Source organism: Psychrobacter cibarius, assembly GCF_016107535.1.
Taxonomy (GTDB): Bacteria; Pseudomonadota; Gammaproteobacteria; order Pseudomonadales; family Moraxellaceae; genus Psychrobacter; species Psychrobacter cibarius.
This window is the reverse complement of the sequence record NZ_JABASQ010000002.1, coordinates 1-26,855: the sequence shown is the minus strand read 5'-3', so window position 1 is coordinate 26,855 and position 26,855 is coordinate 1. Positions and strand designations below refer to the sequence as shown.

21 protein-coding genes are annotated in these 26,855 nt (G+C 42.2%); 6 read left to right on the top strand and 15 right to left on the bottom strand.

The window, feature by feature from the left end:
* Positions 1-8 precede the first annotated feature (8 nt).
* On the top strand, positions 9-1,034 hold the full coding sequence (gene tdh / locus JFC08_RS02095) for an L-threonine 3-dehydrogenase (protein ID WP_198329542.1): 1,026 nt from the start codon (positions 9-11) through the stop codon (positions 1,032-1,034).
* 382 nt (positions 1,035-1,416) lie between these two features.
* Here the strand turns inward: tdh and JFC08_RS02090 are convergent, their stop codons facing one another.
* The 4 genes from JFC08_RS02090 to purL all read right to left on the bottom strand — a co-directional run bounded on the left by JFC08_RS02090 (position 1,417) and on the right by purL (position 8,224).
* A complete protein-coding gene (locus JFC08_RS02090) occupies positions 1,417-2,481 on the bottom strand; it encodes a hypothetical protein (RefSeq protein WP_198329541.1) in 1,065 nt (354 codons plus the stop codon).
* Between the two features lie 62 nt (positions 2,482-2,543).
* On the bottom strand, positions 2,544-3,443 hold the full coding sequence (locus tag JFC08_RS02085; protein ID WP_198329540.1) for a DUF4231 domain-containing protein: 900 nt from the start codon (positions 3,441-3,443) through the stop codon (positions 2,544-2,546).
* Positions 3,436-3,909, bottom strand: coding sequence for a TIR domain-containing protein (locus JFC08_RS02080; protein WP_198329539.1), 474 nt, complete (start codon positions 3,907-3,909; stop codon positions 3,436-3,438). The genes JFC08_RS02085 and JFC08_RS02080 overlap by 8 nt, the downstream gene beginning before the upstream one ends.
* A gap of 304 nt (positions 3,910-4,213) precedes the next feature.
* Positions 4,214-8,224 carry a phosphoribosylformylglycinamidine synthase gene (gene purL, locus JFC08_RS02075; protein ID WP_198329538.1) on the bottom strand — a complete coding sequence of 1,337 codons (4,011 nt, stop codon included), beginning with the start codon at positions 8,222-8,224 and terminating at the stop codon, positions 4,214-4,216.
* Positions 8,225-8,690: 466 nt separating this feature from the next.
* On the opposite strand from purL, the gene JFC08_RS02070 reads away from it, so the two are divergent.
* Positions 8,691-9,185 carry a pyridoxamine 5'-phosphate oxidase family protein gene (locus JFC08_RS02070; protein WP_193009253.1) on the top strand — a complete coding sequence of 165 codons (495 nt, stop codon included), beginning with the start codon at positions 8,691-8,693 and terminating at the stop codon, positions 9,183-9,185.
* 85 nt (positions 9,186-9,270) lie between these two features.
* On the opposite strand, the gene JFC08_RS02065 is transcribed toward JFC08_RS02070, so the two are convergent.
* The 7 genes from JFC08_RS02065 to acs form a co-directional block, all read right to left on the bottom strand.
* Positions 9,271-10,044, bottom strand: coding sequence for a hypothetical protein (locus JFC08_RS02065; RefSeq protein WP_198329537.1), 774 nt, complete (start codon positions 10,042-10,044; stop codon positions 9,271-9,273).
* Between the two features lie 484 nt (positions 10,045-10,528).
* Positions 10,529-11,200, bottom strand: a complete 672-nt coding sequence (gene pgsA, locus JFC08_RS02060) for a CDP-diacylglycerol--glycerol-3-phosphate 3-phosphatidyltransferase (protein WP_198329536.1) — start codon at positions 11,198-11,200, stop codon at positions 10,529-10,531.
* Between the two features lie 790 nt (positions 11,201-11,990).
* Entirely contained in the window at positions 11,991-12,227 is a 237-nt protein-coding gene (locus JFC08_RS02055; protein ID WP_227675952.1) for a hypothetical protein, read from the bottom strand.
* Between the two features lie 132 nt (positions 12,228-12,359).
* A complete protein-coding gene (locus tag JFC08_RS02050) occupies positions 12,360-12,611 on the bottom strand; it encodes a hypothetical protein (RefSeq protein ID WP_198329535.1) in 252 nt (83 codons plus the stop codon).
* 133 nt (positions 12,612-12,744) lie between these two features.
* Positions 12,745-13,173 (bottom strand): MgtC/SapB family protein, encoded by a 429-nt coding sequence (locus JFC08_RS02045; RefSeq protein WP_055123559.1) that lies wholly within the window; start codon positions 13,171-13,173, stop codon positions 12,745-12,747.
* Positions 13,174-13,251: 78 nt separating this feature from the next.
* Entirely contained in the window at positions 13,252-14,445 is a 1,194-nt protein-coding gene (locus JFC08_RS02040; protein WP_198329534.1) for an NAD(P)/FAD-dependent oxidoreductase, read from the bottom strand.
* A 230-nt stretch (positions 14,446-14,675) separates the two neighbouring features.
* On the bottom strand, positions 14,676-16,637 hold the full coding sequence (gene acs / locus JFC08_RS02035; protein ID WP_060490294.1) for an acetate--CoA ligase: 1,962 nt from the start codon (positions 16,635-16,637) through the stop codon (positions 14,676-14,678).
* A gap of 537 nt (positions 16,638-17,174) precedes the next feature.
* On the opposite strand from acs, the gene JFC08_RS02030 reads away from it, so the two are divergent.
* Positions 17,175-18,491, top strand: a complete 1,317-nt coding sequence (locus JFC08_RS02030) for a BaiN/RdsA family NAD(P)/FAD-dependent oxidoreductase (RefSeq protein ID WP_198329533.1) — start codon at positions 17,175-17,177, stop codon at positions 18,489-18,491.
* A 284-nt stretch (positions 18,492-18,775) separates the two neighbouring features.
* Entirely contained in the window at positions 18,776-19,747 is a 972-nt protein-coding gene (locus JFC08_RS02025; RefSeq protein ID WP_198329532.1) for a pirin family protein, read from the top strand.
* A gap of 138 nt (positions 19,748-19,885) precedes the next feature.
* Here the strand turns inward: JFC08_RS02025 and nemA are convergent, their stop codons facing one another.
* The 3 genes from nemA to trpB form a co-directional block, all read right to left on the bottom strand.
* On the bottom strand, positions 19,886-20,989 hold the full coding sequence (gene nemA, locus JFC08_RS02020; RefSeq protein ID WP_198329531.1) for an alkene reductase: 1,104 nt from the start codon (positions 20,987-20,989) through the stop codon (positions 19,886-19,888).
* Between the two features lie 341 nt (positions 20,990-21,330).
* Positions 21,331-22,233 (bottom strand): DMT family transporter, encoded by a 903-nt coding sequence (locus JFC08_RS02015; protein WP_198329530.1) that lies wholly within the window; start codon positions 22,231-22,233, stop codon positions 21,331-21,333.
* Between the two features lie 218 nt (positions 22,234-22,451).
* On the bottom strand, positions 22,452-23,678 hold the full coding sequence (gene trpB / locus JFC08_RS02010; protein WP_198329529.1) for a tryptophan synthase subunit beta: 1,227 nt from the start codon (positions 23,676-23,678) through the stop codon (positions 22,452-22,454).
* 392 nt (positions 23,679-24,070) lie between these two features.
* Here trpB and JFC08_RS02005 point away from each other — a divergent pair, with 392 nt between their 5' ends.
* Complete coding sequence (locus tag JFC08_RS02005; protein ID WP_198329528.1) at positions 24,071-25,669, top strand: GMC oxidoreductase; 1,599 nt, start codon at positions 24,071-24,073, stop codon at positions 25,667-25,669.
* 107 nt (positions 25,670-25,776) lie between these two features.
* Here the strand turns inward: JFC08_RS02005 and JFC08_RS02000 are convergent, their stop codons facing one another.
* Complete coding sequence (locus JFC08_RS02000) at positions 25,777-26,406, bottom strand: HNH endonuclease family protein (RefSeq protein WP_198329527.1); 630 nt, start codon at positions 26,404-26,406, stop codon at positions 25,777-25,779.
* A 181-nt stretch (positions 26,407-26,587) separates the two neighbouring features.
* On the opposite strand from JFC08_RS02000, the gene JFC08_RS01995 reads away from it, so the two are divergent.
* Positions 26,588-26,855, top strand: a 268-nt coding sequence (locus JFC08_RS01995; RefSeq protein ID WP_198329526.1) for an IS630 transposase-related protein, incomplete at its 3' end; no start/stop codon positions are given.

The window sequence follows — 26,855 nt, the reverse complement described above, 5'->3', positions numbered from 1 at the left end:
AGAAAAGTATGAAAGCACTGGTTAAAGCCCATGCCAAAAAAGGCATCTGGATGCAAGACATGCCAGAACCTACGGTTGGCATCAATGACGTTAAAATTAAAATTAAAAAAACCGCCATTTGTGGTACGGATTTGCACATTTATAAGTGGGATGAGTGGTCAGAAAGAACCATCAAGACACCTATGATCATCGGACATGAATACGTCGGTATCATTAGTGAGATGGGCGATGGCGTAAAGCATTTCGAAGTGGGTGATCGAGTCACTGGCGAAGGACATATCGCTTGCGGGCATTGCCGTAACTGTCGCCGTGGTAAGCTACATGTGTGCGAAAACACCATCGGCGTGGGCGTTGATCGCGATGGCGCATTTGCCGAATATTTGGTGATACCTGCCGATAATGTCATCAAACTCGATGAGCGTATCAGCGATGAGATGGCAGCCATTATGGACCCCTTTGGCAATGCCACGCATACTGCCCTTTCGTTTCCTGTCCTTGGTGAGGATGTACTGATTACGGGTGCAGGTCTGATTGGTTCCATGGCAACAGCGATTTGCCGCTTCGCAGGGGCACGTAATATCGTGGTCAGCGATATCAGTGATTATCGTCTGGAGCTTGCCAAAAAAATGGGCGCGACGATGACCATCAACCCAGCCAAAGGTGAAACCATCGAAGGCGCTATCGATACGTTAAAAATGCACGGATTTGACATTGGGCTTGAGATGTCAGGCTCGCCTCAGGCCTTTGATTCGATGATTAGTAATATGTATAACGGCTCTAAAATTGCGCTCTTGGGCATTTTACCTAACACTACCACGGTGGATTGGAGCAAGATTATCTTCAAGGCGTTAACCCTAAAAGGTATTTATGGGCGCGAGATGTGGGAGACGTGGTATCAGATGGAGCAAATGCTGATTAGCGGTATTGATTTGACGCCAATCATTACCCATCGCATGCATATCGATGATTTTCAAGAAGGCTTTGATATCATGGAAAGTGGGCAATGCGGTAAGGTAATTTTAAGCTGGGATTAATTTTGGCGATTCAGCATTTGATAAGTCGTGGTTAGCTTTTACCCTGTTATGACTCATAAAACGGCGCTGGTTTCAGTGCCGTTTTTTTTGAGGTTAAAAAGTGATGAAAAAGATAAAGGATGAGTAACTCTGAGCAAGATAACCTGCAAAATTATCTATAAGAAAAAGCCAAGCAAGCACAGGAAAAGGAGCAAGAACCTGAGCCTCTTTCTGCTTATGATGCTTGCGTGTTAAAGGAAAGTGCTAAGATGCGTGAATCGATGTATAAATCTAAAAAAAAGGTTAAAGTTTTTATTTAGAATGTTGGTTAAATGATGTAAAACTTAAGAATATTAGTTTGTATACAGTTAGATAACATCTTAAACTGAAATATTATACTTGTTCACTTTTTCTCAACAGCATCATATAAAGGCAAATAATTTAATATTTTTTCATAACTTTCGTATTTATCTGCTTTCCAGTTTTTATCGAAAGATATTAGTTTACCTTCTTCAATTTCATTTTCAACCACATAATTATATTTGGCTAAAAATCTTTTAAATACTTGTTTTTTCTGTTTTCCAGTAAGTAAGCTGTATTTTTTAAATTCTTTAGGTAAAGAAATAATTTTGACTTGGTTTGGTGAGATATTTTCTCTAATATAACTCAACTCCCATTGAAGACCTTCAGAAATACCTTCTAAAATAACTATTAGAGTTGCATTCTGTATATAATTAGCTGCGTAATCCTTCCATTCCTTATCAGATAAATATATTTTTTTTGCACCAAGTGTTGGTATGTAGTCATTAGGGCTACCTAAAGCAATAAAGACAATATGTTTTGGTAAGTATTTTTCTAAGTATTGCTCAACATTAATTCCCAATACTGAATCAAAAAAATTTAATTTTACATTTTTAGGTCTTGCTTTAATTTTATCAATCTTAAAATCTCTCAAAAAAATAATATATTTTTCATCCTCAATATTGATACTTTCAATTTTTTCAATAGAAGACAAAGATCGCCGATGCATATTTAGACCTCTAACGGCTAGTATTGGAATAAGCCCTAAGATCCATAAACTTTTGATTTCAGTTTTATAATAAATAAATAATGGCCATACTGATAGAAGCAGTAAAAATCCAATTGTTGACCACTTGAAGTTGATCCATGTTACTTTTTCTCGGCTTCTAATGTCTATTTTTTTTATTTTCTTACTAACTTTTAGTGCAATAGCAATTATTATAATAGCGTTTAAAAAGTGAGCTAAAATTATAAAAATATTACAACTTGTAACATCTATTCTACATTTTTTGAATGGTGCCATAATAAAAATAGTTAGAACAAATAGTGTTACAAAGCTAAATAAAGAAAAACTCAGCCCCCATGAAGGATTTTGTCGACCTGCGTATTTTTCAAGATAATACATACTCCCACGGTAAACAGCAAAAACCATGAAAAATGTAAACATATTTAACCCTATAGAGCAATATTTTCTGATTTAATAAAACAACTAACAATTATTTTATAGAGCTAACTCAAAGAATCTCTTCTAGCAAGCCATTGAGTATGTTCTCTTGAGAATGCAGTTTCACAATCAGATATAAACTCTGGATAATTTTCAAATACATTATTATCAATAATTCTAATCATCTCAATTTCTATATCAGCAATTTCATGAGCTGTTAAATTATATGCAGCATTGAGTTCATTAAACTTTTTAGTCTGTAGCCATGTAAAAGAGCATGTTGACAGAAATATGCATAGTTCTATGGGATAATATTTATATTCAGGAAATATAGCTTTTAGAACAGCGAAAACTAATGCGCATACTAATAATAACACTATTGTACGACTCCAAAATTTACTTCTTTGACCATTATATTTAGATTTTTTAATATACCATTCTTTTTGAGATCTTATTCTTTCTTTCAAATAGTATTCTGCTCTCTGCTTATCTGACAAAATTCTAATTTTTTTCATCTTTTCAGTTATTATCGATAAGCTATCATCGCTTATTATCATATCTCGGAAAATTGATTTATGTTCTTCTCTTAGTCCTTTAATTTTAATAATAAAGTCTTTATTAACCTTATCCATATCAAGACTGTGTATGAAAGGCTCTCCCCCAATTATATATTTCCAAGTAAGAGATTTCACCGATTCAGCTAGCGCTCTGCTCTTATACCATGCTTTCTCCTTTTGTTCAGATACTAATGACCACATTGAAATAACACAAAATATTAATGATATAATTAATAATGCTAAAGATATTCTAGAAGTATCAGTAAAAAGAGCCAACCCTATGGAAACTGTACCTAAAAAAGCATTCAATTTAATTTTTTTTAGATATTCCTTTTGACTGTCAATAGAGCATTTATCTGCCATATTAAAAATACTAGGGAAATCCTTATCTTCAAAAGATTCACTCATAACCTAATTCTTTATATACGCTATCTCCATAATACCAGTTACTTTTTTCTTCTTTCTGAAAGTTTTCGAGTGCATATGCGATAATGGTAGGAGAGAAAGGTAAAAATATAGCTCCTTTATCTTTTAGAATTGGAGGGCATAGTAAATCATCGAAAACTCTGCTACCATTTAGGTTAACACCAATAATTCTACATTTTTTCTCTAAAGCAACTTCCATTTCCCACCTTACAAACTTATGCTTATTTTTGGTATCTGCACCTATTAAAGATATGAATGTGCCGGACATATTTATTCTTTTTCTAATTAAGCTCTTAATATACTCTTCATTTTCAGAGTTGATTGCCTTTTCAATCTGAAAATCTGCAAAATTAAAGTCAAATCTTGTATTAGCTTTCCAAGCTTTCATTAATCTAAAATAATGAATATCAGTTGAGCTAAATCCAACGAATGCACGAGGTAATCCCATAAAAAAATCCCTGTATTATTGGTTAGTATAATGTTGTACCAATGTATCATAACTTAGTTAAGGTTAAGTATTTATTAGCAAAATCAATATCATGTTTCGCTAAGAGAGTATCGGTAAAAGCAGTGGTCCAAAGATAATTATATTCGATTCACATAAATTTTATAACTACTTCAAGGTTACGAGGCTAAAACTCAGTTTTTAGTTCTTAATGTTTGTTAGGTTTGACTATACATTCTGAATGGAAACACAAAAAAGGTGAGCTTTAAGCCCACCTTTTTTATTATCTAAAACAACTCAAACCAGCCTATCTCAACCAAGCACGCGCATTGCGGAACATACGCATCCACGCACCGTCCTCATCCCACGCTTCTGGTTTCCAGCTGTGGTTATAGGCTTTTAAGTTACGCTCAGGATGCGGCATCATAAGGGTGACGCGACCGTCAGTGCTACACAGACCCGTGACACCGCCAACCGAACCGTTTGGATTGAGCGGATAAGTCTCAGTTGGATGACCTTGACTATCGACATAACGCATGGCGAGCTGACCGTGTTTTGCCATACCATCAATTTCAGTGGTATTCAATGTGGCATAACCTTCACCATGAGCAACAGCGATTGGTAAGATACTGTCTTGCATACCTTTAAACAAGATAGACTTGGTACGCTCGACTTTTACGTTGACCGTACGCGCTTCAAAGCGAGCTGACTTATTGGCGATAAAGCGTGGGAAATTCTCCGCGCCGGGGATGAGGTCTTTTAACTGCGCCATCATCTGACAACCGTTACAGACACCAAGTGAGAAGGTATCCGGACGGGCAAAGAAGCGGACAAACTGCATGCGTAGCTCGTCATGGAACAAGATAGAATTTGCCCAACCAGAGCCTGCGCCAAGGACATCACCGTAACTAAAGCCACCACAAGCGACCAAACCATCGAAGTCACGTAGATTGATGCGACCTTCTAGCAGGTCGCTCATATGTACGTCTACCGCTTCAAAGCCTGCTTGAGTAAAGCCTGCTGCCATTTCTGTCTGACCGTTGACGCCTTGCTCACGTAGGATAGCAACTCTTGGTTTGCTGTTATCAGAATCAGCACGGCTGTTTAAGTAGGGTGCTTCGACTTTTTGATTGAGGTCAAAGTTTGGCGCTGCGATAAGACCTTGGTGGCTAGCATCGCTAATCAAGTCATATTCTTGCTGTACGCAAGCTGGATTGTCACGACGACGCGCGATTTGATAGCTGACCTGACTCCATTCTTGTTGTAATTCGCTACGGCTAAAGCTTAGAGTTTCATTACCCATGTGCAAAGGCGTTTGGATAATTAAGCTGTCTTCTTCCGAGCTTTGACCAACTAGGCTGAGCATATCGCTGACGTTAAATTCTTCTGCCAATTGCATGAGCGCCGCAACGTTTTCTGGCAATACTTGGATAACTGCACCCAACTCTTCACTGAACAGCTGACCAAGTAAGTTATCATCATTTAATGACAGCTTGATACCCTGACGGCTGGTGAATTGCATCTCAGCGATAGTTGCCAATAGACCGCCATCACCGATATCGTGATAGGCACTGATGACGCCTTGCGCGTTGCCCGCTTGGACAAAGTTAAAGAAGTCTACCAAGTCGCTTGGCTGTGCCAAATCTGGGCAGTCGTTACCCAATTGGCTAAGCGTTTGCGCAAGGATTGAGCCGCCTAAACGTAGCTTACCTTTAGACAAGTCGATACGGTAGAACGCGCTGTCGCCATTGATTAGCTCAGGCGTTAGCGTTTTTGCCACATCAACGACAGGAGCAAAGGCAGTAATCACCAAGCTCATTGGTGATACGACTGATTTATCCGTTTCGCCTTCTTCACTGCTATCAGTCCAGTTGGCACGCATCGATAGCGAGTCTTTACCAACTGGAATCGCGATACCCAATGCTGGGCATAGCTCTTCGCCGACTGTATATACAGCGTCAAACAATGCTGCATCTTCTGCATCATCACCACAGGCAGCCATCCAGTTCGCTGACATCGTGATATCAGACAACTGAGCAATGCGCGCACCAGCGATGTTGGTAATCGCTTCGCCAATGGCAAGTCGTGCTGAGGCTTGTGGGCTGATGAGCGCAACTGGCGTACGTTCACCAATACTCATGGCTTCACCGCTCATCACCTGACCATCGAGCGCAATCAAGCCTGACGCTGTCACCGCACAATCTGATACAGGCACTTGATAGCGACCCACATACTGATCACGCACGACCATACCCGTGATAGAGCGGTCACCAATGCTGATCAAGAATGATTTGCTAGCGACCGTTGGGTGACGCAACACGTCTTTGATTGACTCAGCTAAATTGACCTCACCTAACTCTAATGCAGGTAAGCTGGTGTCATGACGGTCAAAGCTACGCTTCATCTTCGGCGTGCCACCGAGCAATACTTGCATCGGCATATCGACAGGTTGGTCTTCTAGCAGCGTATCATTAACAACTAGCTGACGGACATCCGTGGCTGTTCCCAAGATGGCATACGGGCAACGCTCACGCGCACAGATCGCATCGAATTGGGCTTCGCTGTCTGGACGAATCGCGAGGACATAACGCTCTTGCGCTTCGTTTGACCAAATAGCCATTGGCGACATGCCAGCTTCTAACGATGGTATTTTACGCAGATTTAGTATCGCGCCCATCTCATGGTCATTGACCAGTTCAGGCATTGCATTAGAGATACCGCCCGCGCCCACATCATGCAATGACACGATAGGGTTACCATCTTTACTATTGTTACTCGCATCGACATCATTACCAGCAAGTGCCCAGCAGCGATCTAAAACTTCTTGGCAACGACGCTCCATCTCAGCGTTATCGCGCTGAACTGAGGCAAAATCCAAGCCTTCATCAAGGTCACCACTATCAACCGAAGAGGCTGCACCACCGCCTAGACCAATCTGCATCGCAGGGCCACCAAGGACGATTAATAAATCACCTTGCTGAATGGTGTTTTTTTCAATGAGGTTGCGTTTGATATTGCCATAACCACCTGCCAGCATGATTGGCTTATGATAGCCGCGCATTTCGCTGCCGTCTTTTGCCGCTGAGGTATCAAGCTGAAAACTACGGAAATAACCGCATAGGTTTGGACGACCAAATTCGTTTGAGAAGTTGGCTGAACCGAGAGGCGCTTCAGTCATAATCTCAAGACTGGTTGCCATACGATCTGGCGTGCCATAAGCCTGAGTACTCAACTGACCTGACTGCTCCCACTTCTCAGCGAGCTCTGGGATATGCAAGTGTGATACATGGAAGCCTGTCAGACCTGCTTTTGGCTTACCGCCACGACCAGTCGCGCCTTCATCACGAATCTCGCCACCAGCACCCGTCGCTGCACCAGAATAAGGGGCAATCGCGGTTGGATGGTTATGGGTTTCGACCTTCATTAAAATGTCGATTTCTTCTTGATGAAAGTCATAAGGGTGAATTGAATTGGCATCCATCGCGTCGGTAGGAATTGGATAAAAACGCATACCCTCAGAACCTGCCATTACCGCGGCATTGTCTTTATACGCTGACAAGATACCTTGTGGATTGGCTTTGTAAGTGTTCTTAATCATTTGGAACAATGACTTTGGCTGTACAGCACCATCGACTGTCCACTCAGCGTTGAAAATCTTATGACGGCAATGCTCTGAGTTGGCCTGTGCAAACATCATTAGCTCAACGTCCGTTGGATTGCGCTTTAGCTCATTGACATACGCATTCATCAAATAATCAATATCTTCGACAGATAGCGCAAAACCAAACTGGGTGTTGGCTAATTCTAGTGCCGTACGACCTTGTCCGATGACATCGATATGATTCAGTGATGCTGGCGCTTGATCGTCGAACAATTTACTGACATCGCTCAAGTCATAGACCAAGCTCTGCGTCATACGGTCAAACAATACTTGCTCAGCGGCAGTAGACAGCTTTTCACTGATCTTGCTATCGATGGTCAGCGTATAGACAACGACACGCTCGACGCGATTGATCGCAATTTCACAGTTATTAAAGATATCGGTCGCTTTACTTGCCCATGGCGATATAGTGCCAAAACGTGGACCTACGATGACTTGTAATTGATTGCTTTTTGGGGCTTCAAGGACAGTGCTACTATCGACAGCAAGTAAGTCTAGCGCTTTTTTATGCTCATCACCTTCTAGTTCTCGTGATAACACATACACTTGCTGGGTATGGATTTGGCTGACATTTAGCTCGGTTTTTTGCTGAAACTGACTGATGAGTTGCTGCGTCTGAAAATCGGTAAGAAACGGTTGTCCGGCGATGGTCATCATAAAGGCATAATCCGTAAGATCAAGGCATCTCTGCCATGCAAAGTAAATGGTCTGGGTATTATAACAAGAAGCCCTGTAATAAGCAGGTCAAAACCAAGATAAATTGCTGATGGTTGCTATTCAATAATAGTGAAATCTTCGCCATCGTTGCAACCCTTGTTACTTTTACAACAGGCTACTTTCACAACAGAAACTTAACAGCGATGTCGTCACAATTTTTACCTAAAGCTTATAATCCTTACAAACCCTCACATCGCCTTACGGGCAACCTATATAAACACAAGGTCACAACTAGGTATTCTAGTTTCAGTTATTAAGGCGACGATTGTTTTTCTAAATTCATCTGGTTTTCGATACTTGGAAAATGCTTAGCCTGAATAAAAACTACTATAAACAATCAACTATTTAAAACAATCAACTATTTAATCACTACGACTTAATCAAAATAAAGAAAGGGAAATTTACTATGAGTAGACAAGACCATATCAATAAAGTGCAAGAATTGGTAAAAGACATCAAGTTTGCCATGATGACAACTCGTACTCACGAAGGCCATTTGCATGCCTGCCCAATGACAACGAGCGAGACGAGCATCGGTGCAAAAGAGATTTGGTTCATCGGTGACAAGAGTACCGAAACCGTCAGCGACATTGAGAAAGATCCGCAAGTAAACTTGGCTTATGTCAGTCAAGACGCCAAAAATTATGTCTCAATTAATGGTAAAGCGGAACTGGTCGAAGACCAAGAGAAATTAGACGAGCTATGGTCGCCGATCTACAATGCTTTTTATGAGCAAGGTAAAGAAGATCCAAATGTACAGCTGATTAAAGTCGTACCACATGGCGCTGAATATTGGCTCAGTGGTAGCTCGGTCGTCAATATGTTTAAGATGACCACTGCTGCTGTAATGGACGGCAAAAAAGCGACCAATCTGGGTGAAAATAACTCAGTGACGTTATAAGTTATCTAAACCAGAAATAGCAAAATTAAAAACGCCAGTGGCTAATGCGACTGGCGTTTCTTTATGTTTTATCTATTGATAGGCATTACTGTGGCGGTTTTGCATAACCATTGTCCGCAGGGTAAGCTTGCGGCTTTTGAGGCTTCGGCTTAGATGGATCATATAGACCATAAACTGCTGTACCTATTACACCGGTGTTATTGATAGAACCTGATCTGGTATTGGCAGCATAGGCACTTTCTGGCTTGCTAAATATAAAGGAAGCTACTGAGCTTTGGCTCTTACGGAAACCTTCAATCACCAAATTATCATGTGGATTTAGCACATATCCACTATCATAGCGACTGGCAGCACTGCCATTGAGGACATTTATTCCATCGATACTAGCGACGACTTCATAAGTGTTGTCGCTGTTATTATGATACACCAAACGGTAGGCCTGACCCGCTTGACCTTGCACGTAGTAATTGCCCGAATCTCGATAGATCGATAACGTATCTGTGTCAGTTTCCATCGAAAAATCCACCTTGCCCGCCAGTAGTGATATGCTATTAACCGCACGTCCATTATAAGATTTATCAGCATAACGGACTTGCATCTGCTCGATAGGCTCACTGCTCGTACGGCGCAGATCAACCGTTGTCACTTCTGAATTAACGTCATCGCCCCACTTTGTGCCCAAACGCTCCGATTCTGCCGCGTCCTGAGTGGAACGTTCTGCAGTAGCGTCTGTTTGAATAGATTTTTCTCGCTGAATGGTTGAGGTGGTCTCTTCCTGCATGTTTGAGCCAGAAGAACACCCCGTTAATAATGCCAACAATAATACGGCAACGCCCGACTGTGCCTGATATGATGTCATGCCTATTTCCTTATTTGAATGACGTCTCATGATAGCTTGACCAATTTCTTGTATTTTGTTCAGGGTCTGTTGAACATTCAAATGTGGTGCTGGCAGTCATTATTTTTTAGACAATATGCAGTGAAATTTTTGATGCCTAGTCATTCTAGGTTAAACAATTTCGCTATATATTGGCAAAAAAGAGTATTGGCCTGAAAGGCTGATGCTAAAATCACCCCAAACGTTGTTGCAAGCCTAGCTAAGGTCTCGACATTATCGTCGGTTTGCGCCTAGTTTGGTGCAATTTTAGCAATCAGCAGCCCTAATATTTGAATGTTCAACAGACCCTAATAATTTTAAGTATATATTAACCATACAAACAATGTCTAAGGCAAATAGGCAACATCAGCCGTATTTCAAACAGACCATAAAAAACGCCAGCGGCTAATGCGACTGGCGTTTTTTGTTGTCTATGTTATTTGTTGACCATATCTGCGTTATATATTTACCCGCTTTGCTTTAGGTACGGCCAAGCCGCTTTGAGATAAATCATCATCGACCATAGTGTCAAAATAACAGCAGCAACCATCAGCACATAACCGATTGTTTCGAGCGACTCCCAGTTTAATAAAAGTACCGTAATAGCCACCATTTGAAACGTCGTTTTTAGCTTGCCGACATACGACACCGCCACACTGGTACTTTTGCCCAGCTCTGCCATCCATTCACGCAGCGCTGACACCGCAATCTCACGCGAGATAATCACAATCGCGGCGATTGCCATAATAATATTGGGATGCCATTGCACCAAGATAATAAGCGCCGCCGCCACCATTAACTTATCAGCGACAGGGTCTAGAAAACGACCAAAGGCTGACATAACGTTAAGCTTACGGGCAAAATATCCATCAAGCCAATCAGTAATCGCTGCAATAATAAAAACGCTAGTCAAAAGTAAATGACGTAATAAGCTATCACTAAATTCGCTCATGCCGACCCGCGCAATCACATTGTCTGAGATGGCAGGCATGCCAATTCCCATAGCAGGTGGCCAATAAGCAATCGCGACAAATAGCGGAATCATTAAAATCCGCGCGATAGTAAGGTTATTAGGCAAGTTAAAAATACTCTTGGTATTTTGCGGATCCTGCGTATGCAAATGCGTATTCTCAGTCATGGCAAACCCAGTTTCATATAGACATATTGATGGTAGATAGCTTAGCATTTTTCACGCAGGTCGTCATGCCATCTCTTTAGCTATTCAGTTATCGATATAGTTAGTTGCATTTAAAAACAGTCGGTTGAATTTAAACCTAGTACAAGGCATCGCAGTGTAGATGTATATCTAATACTTCAAGCGAGGTTAACGCAGTAATATTTTTATAGTGGAATGACTATTAAAATTAATCAATCTTTCATATATAACTACAAAACTTTGCTACGCATTTTTCAATGTTAGATATGACACAACTAAAAGACTCATCTACTGGAGAGGAAATACGACATTAATTTTCTCTCTCATAAGCTCTAAACGTAATGTCCTGTAACCAAAATAGCCAAACCGCTGCCAATTGCGCTATGATAGCGATTCTGATAAAAACACTTGTACACTTAAATATGTAAGTAAATATATGCAGTTATTGAATTAATCACCACCACCCTAATATTAATTAATATAGAAACACTCATAATAACAATAGGTCACAACCACTGCCTCTGTAGTTCCTTTACACGATCAGTTTTCCTCGGCCCACAGTTCCTCCTCTGTGGGCTCTTTTTTTGCCTGTAATTTATGCTTAGTTAAAGGTTCTTGTCATATACAAGTATGACTATCTGCAAAAATCTGTATTGTTTGAGCAATAATCTAAAAAGCGGCATATTGCTTACAAGGAAAAACCCACCATAAGGTGGGTTTTTATAATACAAATGATGAGTCGGCGATGGCTTAATAATACAAAGAAAGGTATTTAGAGCTTTACATCACTCAGTGTCATCGCCGTTATTTTGATTGGCACAGCGAATAGCCACGCAGTACCAGCAGTACAATAGAATCTGTTGTTATGATAAGACACGATTTGGGCAGTAAAATCGTTTGAATCTTGATCACACATAGCTTCTTCATCACTATTATCATCTACCGCACACCATATCTCATGGCAGCCATGCTCAAGCATTACACGAGTCAGCTCACTTCCTCTAAGCACTATATTCACCTCTAACTTCGTACTATTTTGTATATTATGTTATACGAATATAACTGTTTATTAGCAATTTGGGTAGCTTTATTTTCAATTAAAGTATTACAAATTAATACACAAATTTTCAGTTATAAGCGACTATAGATTTATATCATCATAAAAAAGTTCTACTTTTTTTACTGGTATGGCGCATTGCCATTCAACGCCTTCTTTACAGGAGAATTTATCGTTATCAAAAGAAATAATGTGCCTTAGCGAATCATATTCAGTGCTATCGATACTAGCCATCGCTTGCTCGTCGCTCTCATTACTGACCGCACATAAAACCTGCTTATCCCCTCGTGCGAGCATGGCACAAGTCAGCCCACTTCCTCTCAATCTGGTACTCATAAACTATCCTTTATTTTCAACAATTCATAGATTTCTTGCTATATCATATAGATATAGAGATACTATATAGTATTGATTTATAGTCTCTTTAGTATTTAAGTGTATATGCAGGTTAACTCGTCGCACCCATCGCTTAGTGTTTTTTAACTTTAAAGGGCTCTGAGAATTGCAAAATCAAAAAGCCAACGACCGATAATATAATGGCAATCTCATAACGACCGTAAGCCACCGAAATACCGATGGCACCTGTATTCCATAAGCTCGCTGCCGTGGCAGTGCCTTTTGAGCCTTTTTCATTTTTAAAAATCGCCCCACCACCGATAAATCCCATACCTGTGATGATGGCATACATGATTCTCGCTTCACCAGTAGCATCATAAATATCCATACCAACTAACATAAACGCGCATGAAGCAATGGTTACCAGTGGAAACGTCCTTAACCCCGCGCCGTTGTCTTTCATCTCACGATTAAGGGCAATCGGTAATGACAATATAAAGGCGATGCCCAACTGGAAAAAATGATAGCCCATCAGCTCTAAATCTATATCGAATCCAAACATCGTTATCACCTTTTCATATTAAGAAAACGCCCTTAAAGTCCAGTTTCAGATAGCGCAGTCGCTAAGTAAACTTGGCCATTATTTTGCTTTGTTGATTGCCTCAACCGTCTGTTGCGCCATTTGATAGCAGCTTTCGATATTGCCTTGTCCGCACCAATCACCACTGACAATCCATTGATGAGACTCGTCTATCAAAATGCCTAATGCTTCTTTATCACTATCAGTGACAGTGGCGGCATAACGCCAACGATGGCAATCTATTTGGCTAGGAGCATGGTCATCATTCCAATTCAATGCTTGCTTGGCAGCTGTTAATAACTGCGCTTTGATCCTATCCATATCGTCATCGACATGCTGCTCTGACCAGTCGTTGCGCGCATGAATAGTGACACTGGGTAGCAGGTCATCGCGAGCAGGTTTTTGATGCTCGATAAATATTCTATCGAGTATAGAGTCATTCAGATAAGCCACATCCCAGCGTGGCGCTGCTTGAGCGCTTAACATTTTTGGTAATATATCAAAATTATCCCAACCCAGCATCAGCGTATAACACGCCAGCATTTTTGGCTCAGAAATCTTGGCTTGCTCAGCAAAGCCGCTCTCTGCCATTAACTCTATGGTCTGACCGTTTGGCGCGGTACATATCACCCAGTCAAAGTGCCCTAGACTCGCACCAGTCTCGTCAAATAGCTCAGTTTTTTTATCAACCTTTTCCGCTATAGACCTGTCAAATTGAGCCAATGGCGCAACGCGGGTTTTAAATTTTATGGTGCTGTACTGCAACTCATCAGCCAGTGTACGCCCCCAACTGGTCATTTTTGGCGTACTGATATAGCGGGCTTGCGTGGTGTTCCATTGCTCCTTACTCTGAATATCGGGCGCTTGGATATCAGGCGATTGAGTATCATGATTCGCTGGTGTTAAATCGATCACCTGCGCGCACCATGGCTGTAGCAATCCCGTCTCTAACCAAGGCGTAATGAATTGCTTAAAACTTGCCGTCTTAGCCGTAAAAAACTGCGCCCCAAATGCCCATTGCCAGTTTTTGCCAGTGTGGCTATCAGTACGATATCGAGTGGCTAAACGCCCTACGCTACGTGACTTTTCAAAGACAGTGATTTGCGGTAAGGGTGTTTGCGCACTATCTTGTACTATGTTCTGAGCAAAGGCGCGCTCTAATAATGTAGCGGTAAACAGCCCCGTCAAACCACCACCAATGATAGCAATTTTTGGTGATTCTGTAGCGACACCGGGCAAAGAGTGATTGGTCATAATGACAGCAGGCCTCATATAATGTTGGATAAAAAAGGGAGTGATAATAGTAGGAATGTTTTAGATAATATGGCTATCGTTAGATAAGATGGTTATAGAAAGTATTGAACCTTTAAAGTTTGTTGATATCAATATCGTCTGCGTAAAAAAGCCATGCTAGTTTTCATAACATGACTTTTCTGAACGCTAATCGTCTATTTACTGAACGTGCTTTTAATCGATAATTTAGCCTACTCTCCTCGCGCAGCTTTGACTACCTCAACCAGCTGATTAATCACCGAGCTATCCGCAAGAGTAGACAAATCACCCAAACCAACATATTGACCTGCCGCAAGGTTACGTAAAATCCGGCGCATGATTTTGCCCGAGCGGGTTTTGGGTAACGCTTCAACGATATGAATAGCATCCAAATTGGCAATCGGACCAATCTCAGCGCGAACATGTCGATTCAGCTCAGCCTTTAGCGCCTCTGTCTCTTTTTCACCCGATTTTAGAATAATAAAGGCACAAACGCCCATGCCGCGAATCTCGTGCGGCATCCCGACAATGGCGGCCTCCGCTGTCGCAGGATGCGCGACCACGGCGCTCTCAATTTCTGCTGTTCCCAGACGATGACCTGCGACGTTAAGCACATCATCGACGCGACCTGTGATCCAGTAATGTCCATCTTCGTCACGCTGCGCCCCATCACCAGTGAAATAATAACCGGGATACTCACTAAAGTACGTCTGTAAAAAACGCTCATGGTCATTATAAATAGTACGCATTTGCCCCGGCCAACTGCTGTTAATTGCCAAGTTTCCTTCAGCAGAGCCTTCTAGCATAGTACCGTCACTATCAACAATCTCTGGCTTGATGCCGTACAAAGGATTCATCGCTGCACCCGGCTTGAGGGCGACCGTGCCTGGTATCGGTGCCATGAGGATGCCGCCTGTCTCAGTTTGCCACCAAGTATCTACAATCGGACACTTGCCACCGCCGACGACATGATAATACCAGTCCCATGCTTCTGGATTGATCGGCTCGCCGACTGTTCCGAGTAGTCGCAAACTTGAACGATCGGACTCCCTCACAAAGACATCACCCTCCTTCATCATCGCTCGAATCGCCGTCGGTGCAGTGTACAGAATGGTCACATCGTGCTTATCGATAATATGACCGATGCGTGCCCATGTGGGGTATTCTGGTACACCCTCGAACATCACCGTCGTCGTACCATTGGCAAGCGGTGCGTAGGTTGCATAGGTATGACCTGTGATCCAGCCTACGTCCGCAGTACACCAGTAGACGTCATCGTCTTTAATATCGAACACATCTCGAAAAGTAGAGAGTGCATAGGTGATATAGCCGCCCGTGGTATGCAGCACACCTTTAGGTTTGCCAGTAGAGCCAGAGGTATACAATAAAAATAGCGGGTCTTCGGCATTCATGACTTCTGGCTCGCAATGTTCTGACTCGCCATCGACCAAGTTATGATACCAAACATCGCGGCGACCACTCATCGGTACAGAATTACCCGTACGATGAACGACAATGACGTTGGTGACGCTATCAGTGCCATCCATATCTAGTGCCCGATCGACATTGGCTTTGAGCGGCGTATGCTTATTACCACGTAAGCCTTCATCAGCCGTAATGATGATTTTTGAGCGACTGTCTATCAGGCGATTACCCAAGCTCTCAGCAGAAAAGCCACCAAAGACCACAGAATGTACAGCGCCAATACGCGTACATGCCAGCATCGCTATCATTGCTTCAGGTATCATCGGCATATATAAGGTCACGCGATCGCCTTTTTTAACCCCAAGCTTACGCATAGAATTACCCAAGCGACAGACCGCTTGATGCAGCTCTTTAAAGGAGATGATTTTGTGCAGTGAAGGGTGATCGCCCTCCCAAATAATGGCAGGCTTGTAAGGATTTTTTTTGACATGTCGGTCGAGACAGTTGACAGAGATATTCAACTCGCCGTCCTCAAACCATTTTATGCGAAAATCATCCAAATCATAGTTAACGTCGCTGATTTTGGTCGGTTTTTTTATCCAATCGATCAGCTCGGCACGCTTCGCCCAAAAAGCATCATTAGCCTGAGGTGATTCGATAGATTTTTCATAGTCTTCGCGGTATTGTTCAGCGGTAGTATTGGCAGCAGCGATAAATTCGGCTGCAATGGGAAATGATTTTTGAGTCATCGTATTTGTCCTTTTTAATTATTATGACCTGCACGCATAACGGTCGAAAACGACTGCCTGTACAGGTAATAAGGGTCATCTTCCATAATGTGTGACACTCACGGTTAGTTTGACAAATAAGCAGAACGGTTGCAAGGTATCAACAGCCATTCATAACAATATGCCTATATAGCGGTATACTTGATCACCCATGATAAAATTTATTGACGAGGTGTGGTTTTGCATCTACTCGCCTTTACTATTGGTATTGGTATTGGTATTGGCCAATTTAAAACATGTTTGATTTTGGCACAAATTTTGATTTTGGTATAAACAAAGGCATCACCGTCCAGATATCAGATAATGATATGACATTTAATCCTTGTAACCTTGTATGAAATATGGACAATAGCTACACGCGAAATACGACGCCAAAATATACCCTTCACTAAACCCTCTTATTGACCTGCTGCTATAAAGATAAGCAATCGACTCTGTTGTTGATTCGATGACCGATTTGGTGGCTGGTTTTTAAACCTATTATTTTATGAGACGACCATGAGCAATCACCGCAATGCATCACAATACACCCACTATGATGTCATCATCATCGGCGCTGGCGCGTCAGGGCTATACTGTGCGCTCACAGCGGGTCGCCGTGGTCGCCGCGTACTGGTATTAGACCATGCCAATAAAGCGGGCAAAAAAATCCTCATGTCAGGTGGTGGACGCTGCAACTTTACCAATTATTATGTGGAGCCTGAGCACTTTATCGGTGCCAATCAACATTTCTGTAAATCCGCGCTCAGTCGTTATCCCAGCTGGGAATTTATCGGTATGGTGGCAGCACATAAAATCCCTTATCATGAGCGCGAACATGGTCAGCTATTTTGTGATGATTCAGCGCAAGATATTTTGACCATGCTCCTCGCGGAATGTACGGCAGCTGGTGTACAAGTAAAGCTAAATGCGCAGATTGACAGTGTACAAGCTATCGAAAATGACAAGAACGCCAAATTTGAATTACTGACCAGCAAGCAGTTTAGTAAAAAAGAAAAGCAAGAGAGAAAAGAATCCGCCAATCAAACCAAACTGCCGCAAACAGGCTACCGCTGTGAGTCACTCGTGGTCGCCACGGGCGGACTGTCTATTCCAACGATGGGAGCCAGTGGTTTAGGATATGAATTGGCGCAGCAATTTGGGCACACGCTGATTGCAACCGATGCCAGCTTAGTGCCTTTTACCTTTACGGATAAAACGGGTGAGCTTATCCGATCTTTGGCTGGTATTAGTTTGCCAGTCATCGCTAGCAATGAGCGCATCTCTTTTAAATTGCCTATGTTGTTTACCCATCGCGGGCTCTCAGGTCCTGCTATGCTACAACTATCAAGCTATTGGCACACTGGCGAGACCATTAGTATCAACCTGCTGCCAAATATCGACATGACAGCGCTGCTCCTTGCGCACAAAAAATCGCACCCAAAGCAACTGATTCGGACGGTCGTCGCGGATTATACCGATAGTGGCGATGACAGTAATAAGCTACCAAAAAAGCTGCTTGCCGCGCTACAAACGCACCTTTGGGACGATATCAAAGACACCGAACTTGCCAATATTAAAGATGAGCGGCTGACGGAGCTTGGCGCGACTTTGAATGGCTGGCAGCTCAAACCCTCTGGTACAGAAGGCTATCGTACCGCTGAGGTGACCCGCGGCGGTGTAAAAACTGATGAAGTCTCCTCAAAGACCATGCAAAGTAACATGCAGGAGGGCTTATACTTTATCGGTGAAGTGCTGGATGTTACTGGTTGGCTTGGCGGCTATAACTTCCAATGGGCATGGGCCAGTGGCTTTGTCTGCGGTGAAGTGGTTTAACCTCATTTAATCATAAACAGTGCTTATCGGCAGTGCTTACAGATAGAACTTATAAACAGCACTTATAAACAGCATTTATAAACAGCATTTATAAACAGCGCCATGGCTAAATGCCCACCACGCTCTAATGAGATATCCCTATTTTTATTCTACTTAAGTTGCCTTTTATCTACATTAGTCCTTGATAAATTATTAAAATAAACACAATATAGGTGGCTATAAATGTAGCGTAACTTAACAGAACTTTTTTATTAAAAAATACGTTTTGTCTGACGAGGTAATAAATGCGTCCTATTAAAAATATTCATGGTGATAAAGCGCCGCACTGGGTAGGTGACGGCTTTTATGTAAAGACCTTAATCAACCATCTTGACGATAATCCTCATTTTAATTATAGCCATACCGACCCTTTTTTGTTATTTGATTATGGCAAACCAACAACCTTTGATCCGAACCCCAATTATAAAACACAGCCGCATGGAGTCGGACAGCATCCACACAAAGGCTTTGAAACCGTCACTATCGCCTACGAAGGTGAAATCAGTCATGCCGATTCAGTAGGCGGGCAAGGGATTATTCAAAAAGGCGATGTGCAATGGATGACCGCAGGTCGTGGCATCATGCACGAAGAGTTTCATTCGGAGGCTTTCGGTCAACGTGGTGGCGTCTTTAGTATGGTGCAATTGTGGGTTAATTTGCCAAGTGCGCACAAACTGACCGACCCAAACTATCAAAGCATCAAACGGGCAGATCTGCCTATCGTTGAGTTAATCGACAGCAGCAACCCTAACCACCAAACGACGATTATTGGTAAGGCGGCTATCATTGCTGGTGCGTGGCAAGAAATCAGAGGCGCGGCAAATACCTTTACTCCGATTAACTTATGGGATATTGAGCTGCATACTGCGGGTGCGACGACGCTAAAAGTGCCCAACACCCACAATACGCTACTGCTAGTACAAGAAGGTGAGCTACTGGTCAATGGTACGTCAGTCAGTGCTGGCAATTTGATTCAATTTGATGCGCCAACTCAGCACCGCACTGATGGGCAAGCTCAGCAAACACTGGCTACTGATAACATTGAGCTGCATTATCCTGCTACCGAAAATGGCAAGCAAGCACCAGTCAAGCTTTTACTATTAAGCGGCGAACCTATCGGCGAACCAGTCGCAGGTTATGGACCCTTTGTCATGAACACCCAAGAAGAGCTCCGCCAAACGTTTCGGGATTACCAAACGGGCAACTTTGTTAAATAGTTAAAATACAGGCATCAAAAAGCCACCTGACGGTCTTCGTCAGGTGGCTTTTTATTATGTGCTTATGTATCGGCTAACGGTGAGGGTATTTTTAACACACCTTAAGGTTAGCTAATCATAAAGGCAGCTGATTATCTATTATGCTTGGTTAAGGAATGGATAATCGGTATAGCCTTCAGTACCACCACCATAAAAGCTCTCTGGATGCTGCTCATTAAGCGCCGCCCCTTCTCGGATACGCTCAACCAAATCAGGATTGGCGATATAATCACGGCCAAAAGCAACCGCATCGATATAGCCTTCCTTAATATTTTTCTCCGCTTTTTCAGCCGTATAGCCACCAGCAGCGATGATCATATTATCAAAAGCATCACGGACACGCTGACGGAATGCATCACTATAAGGCGTACCACCTGCCCAATCAGGCTCAGAGATATGCAAATACATCAGACCACGCTTGTTGATCTGTTCAACTAGCCAGATGTTTTCGTCTTCGTTGTAGCCTGCTTCTACATTGTTAAACGTGCCAAGTGGCGAGATACGAATACCCACATGATCAGCATCCCACGCATCAACACAAGCATCGATAACATCAAGAGTCAGACGCGCACGATTCTCACGGCTACCGCCATACTCATCATCACGCTGGTTGGTTTGCTCAACCCAAAACTGATGCAATAGATAACCGTGCGCACCATGAATCTCTACCCCATCAAAGCCTGCTTCTTTAGCATTTTTGGTCGCTTGGGCAAAATCAGCGATGACTTGCTTAATCTCGTCAAGTGTCGCTGGACGTGGCGTGGTCGCTTCAACACGGATGGCGTGATTATTGCTATCACGCAATGACGTACGCACACCGACATGCACATCAGACGCTGAGATCGGCGCTTTGCCATCAGGCTGCACGCTTTCATGCGCAACCAATCCTGTGTGCCATAGCTGTACGACAATTTTGCCACCTTTGGCATGGACATTATCAACGATGGTTTTCCACGCAGTGATTTGATCTTGGGTATGGATACCCGGCGCGCCAGCATAGCCTTTTGCCTGAAAAGATACCTGCGTCGCTTCAGTAATAACAAGCCCAGCACTCGCACGCTGTGAATAATACTCTCCAGCAAGTGCCGTCGGTACATCACCAGGTTCGATCGAACGCAGACGTGTCAACGGTGCCATGATGATGCGGTTTTTTAGGGTTTGCGTACCCATTTTTACGGGTTCAAATAAATTATCATGTGCCATAAAAAGCCTTATTTGTTGTTATAAAACCATAATGATTGGTTTGTTATTAATGAATAAATAGCGCGCTCGTTTTTTAATACGCTATTTATGAGCCGTAGTCTTTATAGGGGGCAAACATGATAATTCCAAGGAAAAATGACCAATAAAAATATCAATATGGCATGATATCGGTATTGATAATACTCATTATTCAACGCCTCTTATTAGCCTATTAAGCGAATGGCTTTAATCATTTAAAAACATAAATAGCAAAATAATATTATTTATCAATAACGTGTACTCATAACCTCTCAGTCAAAAGTCTACTTAGGGCGTGTTGAACGATGACCCAATCGAGATTTTTACAACTTGAGCATCTTTTTAATGGACAACTCTAAAGACAAGTAAGTGCCAAACAATATCACCATCGAGCCGATGATCGCAGGTGTGTCCAATGCTTCACCAAGCAATAAGTAACCCAATATAATCGCAAAAATCGGAATCACCAAGGTAATACTGGTTGCACGCATAGGACCAATACTTTTTATCAATTGATTCATAAAAATCAAGGCAATGGCTGTTGAAAATACGCCAATACAAATGACTGAAACCCAAGCAGTAAGGCTAATGCTTTTACCATACGGGAATTCGTAGACTGCTATCGGCAACATGATAATACTGGCAATGATGAGCGAACCTGCGGTAATAGCGACTGGTGAGACATTGTATAAGTAGTTTCTGGTGATATTGGCACCGACGGCATAACCGACACAGGCCAATAACGCATAGCCCATTGGTAGCAACCCTGAACTTGACTCAGCGCCCTGCCCGCTACCGCCAAATAAGTTTTCACTCATCAAAATAATCACACCGATAACACCGATGACTAAACCGAGAATCTGTGTTTTTGACAGTCTGTCTTTAAAAAAGGTACTGGCGATGAAACCGCTCATCATCGGCACAGACGCATTAAGCACCGCCAACACCCCTGCGTTTACCGAGCGCGCTGAAAAGGCAAACAGGATAAAGGGAATAGCCGCAGAAAATAATCCAACCAGCGTCAACACTTTCCAATTATCCCGTATGCCCTCTCTATTTTTTGGGCTGATCAAAACAAAAACCAACATGGTCAGCCCAGCCAAGACCACACGAAGGCTCGCAAAAGCTAACGAGCCAAACTCAGGCACGCCGATACGATAAAAAATAAAAGACAGCGACCACATAAAGGATAAGGTGATAAAAATAATGAGGTCGCGGTTAGACATGGGGTGATCCTATCAAGCGTTAGACGATTGCTCCTTACTTATAAAATGGCTATTTATGAACTTCTCGTTATGAAATGATTGTTATCAATAAATTCATCATAAAAGCGCAGTTATAAAAGGCTCAGTCGTAAAAAGTATCGTGTGATAAAAAAACCTCGATGATAACTTTTTAATTGCTCGATTGATGTTGTATTTTCTGTATTTATCGCTGATTTCTTCTACAAATTCACTTTATCCAAAATAAAGTCAATATCCTTATCGCCGCGCCCTGACAAATTGACCAAAATCGTCTCATCCGCTGACATATCTTTGGCAATTTTCATCGCATAAGCGATGGCATGTGCTGACTCTAAAGCAGGAATGATACCCTCAAGGCGCGACAATGCCATAAAGGCTTCTAAACATTCTGCATCAGTCGCTGATTCATACGTAGCCAGTTTTAAATCTCGCAGATGCGAATGCTGTGGTCCAACCCCAGGATAATCAAGACCGGAGGCAATCGAATGTACAGGAGCTGGCTCGCCTTTTTCATCAAGCAATACATAACACTTAAACCCATGAATTTCGCCTTTGACGCCGAGCGACATTGTCGCCGCATGATTAGGAGTATCCAGACCTTCACCTGCGGGTTCCACGCCTATTTTTTCTACACTTTTATCATCAAAAAAGCCACTAAACATACCAATAGCATTGGAGCCGCCGCCAATACAAGCGACCACTTTATTGGGCAGCTTACCCGTCGTTGCTAAGAACTGCGCCCGCGCTTCATGTCCGACCACTGACTGAAAGTAGCTGACCATTTCAGGATATGGCGCAGGTCCCAGTGCCGAGCCAATCGCAAACATACTGGTATCAAGCTCATTCAAATAAGTCTCAAAGGCGCTATCGACCGCTTCTTTTAGCGTACCAGCACCACGCGAGACTGGTACGATATTGGCGCCCAAAATCTTCATCCGGCTGACGTTTGGATGCTCCTTTTTAATATCGACCACACCCATATGAATCTCACACTCTAAGCCCATCAAGGCCGCTGCGGTTGCCAATGCTACGCCATGTTGCCCCGCACCCGTCTCCGCAATCACTTTGGTTTTGTCTAATTTCTTGGCCAATAACACTTCACCCAAACAGTGATTAATCTTATGCGCGCCCGTATGGTTTAAATCTTCACGTTTAAAATAAATCTGCGCGCCACCGCAATGCTCCGTCAAACGCTGCGCATGATAAATAGGACTTGGACGACCAACATAGGTCTCACGCAAGCGCTTAATCTCAGCGATAAAATCGTCATTTTTAATGATTGCACGGAAGCCTAATTCGATTTCTGCCATGGCTTTGGCAAGCTCAGGATGACCAATTTTGCCACCGAACTCGCCATATAAACCATCGTTATTCGGTAGTATTGATTGATGTAAACCGTAGCCAGCTGCTGTATTTTGCGTTGTCATAATTAACCCTTATTATTTTAAATGGAGTATTAGTATTGGCATTTTTGCCAAATGATTTAGCTTTTTTAAGGATAAGAATAATTGAATGTATTTATGTTCTAGTACATTGAAACAAGATAATAAGCGAAATTCTCTATTCGGTCAAGTTTACGCCTTACTATAGAAATAATTGACTAAGTAACTGGCTAAGACATTTAATAAAAGCTGGCAAGAATAATCGGAGAATGAAAGCCCGATTTGCCTATAAGTATTACAGCAATCGTGTGACTGAAATAATAACGCAACCTATGTTTGCTAATATGATGCTCGCTTAACTTAGCTCACCTTTGCAGTCTAAAGCTAATATTATTTCATACGGGCTTTTTAGCTTAAATATCAAATTAGGATACACCATGCAACGACGCCAACTGATTAAAGCCATGGGTTTAAGCTTAGGCGCTATCAGCACCTCCGCTGCGGTGAGTGGTTGCCAAACGCTTGCCAAGCAGCCAAAACTACCAAGCAAAATTACTCAAGCTGGGCATTTTCCTAATATCATCGTTGGTAGTGGCTATGGCGGTGCGGTATCGGCGCTGCGATTGAGTGAAAAAGGTCACAAGGTTTTAATCCTTGAGATGGGGATGCGCTGGGATAGAAGCCCCAAACATAATACCTTTTGCAAAATGATTAACGCTGATAAACGCTCAAGCTGGTTTAGCAATATGCCAAACGCTCCTATTCCGATACCCATTCCTATCAGAAAATATCCTGGAGTTTTAGATTTAATCGAATATGAGGATATGAAAGTCTTCGCTGGGCGTGCTTACGGCGGCGGCTCTATCGTCAATGGCGCGATTGCCATTCAGCCGAGACGCTCGCACTTTGAAGAAACGTTCCCTTGGATTGATGCGGATGAGATGTACGAAACCTACTTCCCTCGCGCAATGCGAGAATTAAAAGTCAGCCAAATTCCTGAGTCGTTTTTTAATCAATCCGAGCACTACGAATTTACTCGTTCAGCTGAACGCCAAGCTTCAAGGGCGGGAATGAAAACCGAATTCTTTGGCAACAGCTACGATTTTGACTATATGCAAAAGGAAGCGAAGGGCGAAGTCTATAAATCTGGCCTTGGCGGTGAAGTCATCTATGGCAACAATGCGGGCAAGTTTTCACTGGATTTAACCTACCTAAAAAACGCTGAAGCCACAGGCAATGTCATGGTCAAAACCTTGCGCAAAGTCAATAGCATTCAAGCGCTCGATAACGACCAACTGCGTTTAGAAGTGCATGTCATCAATAAAACTGGCGGCGTGGATGAAGTGGAGCATTACACTTGCGATAAGCTCTTCCTTAATGCAGGCAGTACGGGAACCTCAGAGTTACTGCTTAAAAGCCAAGCGGAGGGCAAGCTTACTAAGCTAAACGATCATATCGGACAACATTGGGGACCCAACGGTAATATCATGACTGGGCGCAATTTCGTCCACGCTGCTGGTACTATCCAATCTACCATTCCTGTCAAAGCTATTAATATGTGGGACGGCGATAGAGGCAATTCTAAATATAAAATCTTTGCTGAGCTTGCGCCACTACCGCTAGGACTTGAGACTTGGACGACGCTATATCTCGCCATCACCGACAATCCAGAACGTGGCAACTATTACTATGATAAAGTTACCAAAACCGTCAAACTCAACTGGAAACGTGAGCAAAATGAGTATTCGGTAAATGCGGCTAAAGAGCTGTTAGATAAGCTCGCTAAAGCTAATGGCGGCTCTACCTCAAGCTTACTATTTACCAAAGGCTTCGGTGATGACTTCTGCTATCACCCGCTTGGTGGCTGCGTATTGGGCTTGGCGACCGATGAATTTGGACGCGTCAAAGGACACGAAAATATCTACGTGCAAGATGGCGCGCTAATCCCCGGTAGCGCTGGCGTCAATCCGTATGTGTTTATCACCGGACTTGCCGAGCGTAATATGGCCACTATTTTGAAGGAAGATTTTGTATAAGAAATTAAAGGTTTATAGACTTACGAAGAACACATTTGGTATGTGTTCTTCATTTACTTATGTTTGGATTAGATTTACTTCAGCACATCAAATCATACAGAAAACAGTTATTCATCCAAAAATTCAAGATGAAGCAACTTTAGTTTGAAATTATCATCTCCTAATTCTATAGACCATCTCTCCTCCATAAATTTAAGCATATTCATACCTCTATCCAATATTTCATTAGAAGTCCACTCCTCATATTTCGACACACTTATTTCTGAAAATGAACCATTCGAATACTCTACTGAGTTATTCGAAATATTATTTCTTTTACTCTTTTCATCAAAACCTATATTTTGCAAAGAAGAGTTTTTTTGACGTGATAAAGCTAATAGATTACCTAAGGAATGAGTTAAAAAATTCTTCTGATAGTTATTAAAAGTGTTGAAACGCGCTTGCCAGTAAGGTTCAGTATCGGTTTGAGGATAAATATGCTCTACACTTATATAGTCTGTCTTACGAGTATTAAGCTCATCCCAAGATAGCTTTTTATCGTTAGTCTTACTTTTATCTTTGAGATATTGTTCATACTCATACAGAAAATATCTTATATCATCCCAACGATAAAAGCCTTCTTTAGAATGCAGCTCATATTTATCTTGAACATAAGACAAGAATTTTTCTTTACTAAAATATTCATCACACCAACTTCTAACATTACTAATAACTGAATCAATACTTCTGTTTTCCAACAGAAGCTCGCTAGCATTTCTATAGAACTCTGTGTCACCCGTATTAGCACGTCGTCTACTCAAAGAAAATGTACAAAAGTTGTAACGCTCTATCTCAACTAGAAGATCAGTAATTTTACTATAGTAGAGCCTTTATAAAAGTGGTACATTAGTTTTAAAACAAGCGAAAAGTAAAAAGATTATGACTTATTCAGCAGATTTTCGTGCTCAAGTGATTAAAAGTGTTAAACAACAAGGTATGAGTATCAGACACGCTTCTGCATTCTATGACATTAGTAAGGCCACGCTACAGAATTGGCTCAAAGATCCTAGTATCAAACTCACTCGCAATAAACCACCCAGTAAAATACCTAACGAAGCATTATTAAAAGATGTTGAACAACATCCAGACGAGTACCTGTACGAGAGAGCACAGCGTTTTGGGTGTAGCAAGTCGGGCATCGAGGCTG